Source organism: Okeania sp. SIO2F4 (assembly GCF_010672385.1).
GTDB lineage: Bacteria > Cyanobacteriota > Cyanobacteriia > Cyanobacteriales > Microcoleaceae > Trichodesmium.
In genome coordinates this window covers 1-4,759 of record NZ_JAAHGT010000770.1, presented here as the reverse complement: position 1 = coordinate 4,759, position 4,759 = coordinate 1, and the positions used below count along the sequence as shown (strand labels likewise).

The 4,759-nt window shown below is 39.6% G+C and carries 2 protein-coding genes; both read left to right on the top strand.

Going from position 1 to position 4,759, the window contains the following annotated elements; genetic code table 11:
- The coding region (locus tag F6K22_RS32335) for a CHAT domain-containing protein (protein ID WP_293107752.1) at nucleotides 1–3,476 on the top strand (3,476 nt) is incomplete at its 5' end.
- A 262-nt stretch (nucleotides 3,477–3,738) separates the two neighbouring features.
- The coding region (locus F6K22_RS32330) for a two-partner secretion domain-containing protein (RefSeq protein WP_293107749.1) at nucleotides 3,739–4,759 on the top strand (1,021 nt) is incomplete at its 3' end.

The following is a 4,759-nucleotide window of genomic DNA, read 5'->3' as shown; positions in this document are numbered from 1 at the left end:
CCAATATTCAAACAGATGGAGGCAACCTTACCACCACAGACACTACTACTAACATAGCCACAGGTGGAGACATTACCACAGGAGATGTTAACCAAACCGCAGGTAATGATGCTACTAACAATCAAACCACAGGTGGAAATATTACCACTACAGACAACACCAATATTCAAACAAACGGAGGTAATGTAACTACTACAGACACTACTACTAACATAGCCACAGGTGGAAACATAACAACAGAAAATGTTAACCAAAATGCAGGTAATGACACTACCAATAATCAAAATACAGGTGGAAATATCACCACCACAGACACCGCCAATATTCAAACAAACGGAGGTAATGTAACTACTACAGACAATACTAGCAACATAGCTACAGGTGGAAATATCAATACAAGCAATGTTAACCAAACCCCAGGTAACGATGCCACCAATAATCAAAACACAGGTGGCAATATAGCCACTACAGACAACACCAATATTCAAACAAACGGAGGTAATGTTACCACCACAGATACCACCACCAACATAGCCACAGGTGGAAACATAACAACAGAAAATGTTAACCAAAATGCTCAGGGTGAGACTACCAATAATCAAACCACAGGTGGAAATATTACCACTACAGATACCACCAATATTCAAACAAACGGAGGCAATGTTACCACCACAGACAATAATAGCAACATAGCCACAGGTGGAAACATTACCACAGAAAATGTTAACCAAACCGCAGGCAACGATGCCACCAATAATCAAAACACAGGTGGAAATATAGCCACGACAGACAACACCAATATTCAAACAAACGGAGGCAATTTCACCACCACAGACACCACCACCAACATAGCTACAGGTGGAAATATCAATACAGAAAATATCACTCAAACCGCAGGTAACGATGCCAGCAATAATCAAAACACAGGTGGAAATATAGCCACGACAGACAACACCAATATTCAAACAGACGGAGGCAATGTTACCACCACAGATACCACTACCAACATAGCCACAGGTGGAAATATCAATACAGGAAATGTTAACCAAACCGCAGGCAATGATGCCACCAATATACAAAACACAGGTGGCAATATTACCACCACAGACACTATTAATATTCAGACCAATGGTGGTGATATTACCACAAATAATACAACTAATATTCAAGCTACAGGTGGCAACATCAACACAGGAGATGTCAACCAAAATGCCCAGACTGATGCTATCAACAATCAAAACACAGGTGGCAACTTCATCACCAATGAGAACATTAATATTCAAACAGAGGGAGGCAACATCTCTACCACTGAGACAACTAACATTCAAGCAATAGGTGGCGACATCACCACAGAAAACATCACTCAAATAGCAGGCAATGATGCCACCAACATACAAACCACAGGAGGTAACTTCACTAGCAACAATACCATTAATATTCAAACAGAGGGTGGGAACATCACCACCAATAACAATACCAATATTTCTCTTGCAGGTGGGGATATCACCACAGGAAATATCAACCAAAACGCCGGCAATAATACTACCAACATACAAACGACAGGCAGTATCCTCACCAACAATGACACAACCAATATTCAAACCACAGGTGGTATTCTCACCAACAATAACAATACCAATATTCAAGCAACATTTGGGGACATAACTACAGAAAATATCACTCAAACTGCTGGTAATGATGCCACTAATATTCAAGCAACATTTGGTGACATCACCACAGGAAATATCAATCAAACTGCAGGCAATGATGCCACTAATATTCAAATTGCCGGTGGAAATCAAAATATCGGCAACGTGACTCAAACTGCTGGAAATAATACTACCAATATTCAAACTGCCGGTGGAAATCAAAATATCGGCAACGTGACTCAAACTGCTGGAAATAATACTACCAATATTCAAAACGCTGGTGACCAACAAAATATCGGCAACGTGACTCAAAATGCTGGAAATAATACTACCAATATTCAAACCTCTGGTGGCCAACAAAATCTAGGAGAAATTAATCAAAATTTTGGCAATGAATCTATCAATATTCAGAACCAAGACACCCTACAAAATATCAGCCAGATATCAGTCAATCTTAATGATACAACCCCCAGTAAGAATAACCAAACCAAAAATACTGACACAGCTAAATCACAAATAGAAGAATCTATCGAAAATACTATTGATAGTCAACAAATATTAAAGATAATTGATACTGTTAATACCAACCCTATAACAGTAGCCACAGGTTCAGACCAAGTAATAATGATGTTAGAACAAAACCGGATCAAAGAATATTCAGATTACTTTGGAGAAGACTTAGCCGAAAAATTGGTTAATACAAAAAACGTCAGAGATATGTTGACCGATATGGCTGCTAAAACAGGAAAAGAATCAGCCGTTGTTTATATTAATGCTCATTCAGACCAATTACAAATAATTTTATATACCAAAGATGGTCAGCCAATTATTAAAACTATTCCCGAAGCTAAACGCAAAAAACTAATGAAATCTGTCTTGAAGTTGCGCGGTCAAATTACAAATCCTCTTCGCCGTCATACTGATAGTTATCTGCCAGAAGCACAACAATTATATAATTGGTTAATTGCACCTATATCCGCAGAATTAGAATTAGCAAATATCGATACTTTACTATTTAGTATGGATGAAGGTTTACGGACTTTACCTGTAGCAGTCTTACATGATGGAGAACAATTTTTAATTGAAAAATATAGCCTTAGTCTAATTCCCAGTGTGAGTTTAATGGATACTAATTATCGCCCACTTCAAGATACCCAAGTATTAACAATGGGAGCCAGTGAATTTCTGGAAAAAGAGCCATTACCAGCAGTACCTGTAGAGATAGAAACTATCTCCGAAAAGTTATGGCAAGGTAATATGTTCCTCAATGAAAACTTCACTCGCAATAACCTACTAACTCAACGACAAAATTATCCTTATCCGATTATTCATTTAGCTACTCATGCTGATTTTCTACCGGGAACAGCTAGCAACTCTTATATTCAGTTGTGGGGAAGCGAACAAATCAAGTTAGACCAAATTAGGCAGTTAGGTTGGAATAAACCTGCGGTAGAGTTGTTAGTATTGTCAGCTTGTCGCACTGCTATAGGAGACAGAAATGCCGAATTAGGGTTTGGGGGATTAGCAGTAGCAGCAGGTGTGAAGTCAGCATTAGCCAGTGTGTGGTATGTGAGTGATGAAGGTACATTGGGGTTAATGACCGAGTTTTATACTCATTTGAATAATACTAAAATTAAAGCAGAGGCGTTAAGAAAGTCCCAGTTAGCAATGTTGCGAGGGGAAGTGGTGATTGCAGATGGGGAGTTAAGGGGAAGTGCAGCGCGTGGTGCGGTGGTATTACCATCGGTGTTAGGCAAGTTTGGCAATCAAGATTTCTCTCATCCGTATTATTGGGCAGGTTTTACTATGGTTGGTAGTCCTTGGTGATTGAAGAAGCAATCAGCAATCAGCACTCAGCAGTCAGCAGTAAACGTTTAGAAAGGGAATGTTACCCCTCCGCGCACCATCCTGCTTATAGAAGCAGGGGATGTTTTACCCAAGCTCAAAAAGCTGTTAAGACAATAATAGAACAGAATAATACAACTTTGAAAAAAGAATGTTACAAATATTCGTTTTACTTGATTGCTTTATGGCTTCCCTATGTCTGATTTTTGATCATTTTTTTTAACTTTTAGTATTTAATATTTTTATGAAACCCATTTTTACAAATTCTTACAAAATAACAGCTCTGACTATAATTCTTGGCACATTAGCAGCAGCACCCGCCAAATCTCAACCTATAACTCCTGCTAACGATGGCACCAACACAACTATTAATCAAAATGGCAATCAATTTAATATCCAAGGTGGTACTCGTAGTGGGGCAAACCTTTTCCATAGTTTTGACAAATTCAATGTCAACTCTGGCCAAACTGCCAACTTCCTCACCACCCCAGACACTAGCAACATTCTAGGGCGAGTCACAGGAGGCAACGCTTCATACATTAATGGTCTCATCCAAGTCATCGGTGGTAATTCCAACCTCTTCTTAATGAACCCCGCAGGTATAATGTTTGGTCGAAACGCCAGCCTCAATATACCCGCCTCATTTAGTGTTACGACTGCTACAGGTATTGGTTTCAACAGTAATAATTTTTGGTTTAAAGCAATGGGGACAAATGACTATGGTAATTTAGTCGGAGACCCCAGTGGGTATAGTTTCAATGTTTCTAACCCAGGCGCAATAGTTAACGAAGGAAATTTAAGTTTAAACCCCGGAGAAAATTTAACCTTATTAGGTGGCACAGTTATTAATACCGGGGAACTCTCTACAGCAGGTGGTAACGTTACCATCGCAGCAGTAGAAGGTGGTAGTGTCTTAAGAATATCTCAACCAGGAAATTTATTAAGTTTAGAAGTAGGGACGTTCCATGCAACGTCCCTACAGAATGGGGAAAATATTTCTAGTATAGCTCCCTTATCATTACCAACACTTTTAACAGGTGGGGAAACAACTCACGCTACATCCGTCATAGTTAATGCTAATGGTGATGTGGTATTGACAGACTCAAATACTCTAGTTGCTGATGTACCAGGAACTGCCATTACTTCTGGAAGCATCAACGTTTCGCTCCCCCCTAACCCCCCTTACGAAGGGGGGGATAATAGTCTCCCCCTTGGTAAGGGGGAGACTATTATCCCCCCCTTCGTAAGGGGGGTTAGGGGGGAGA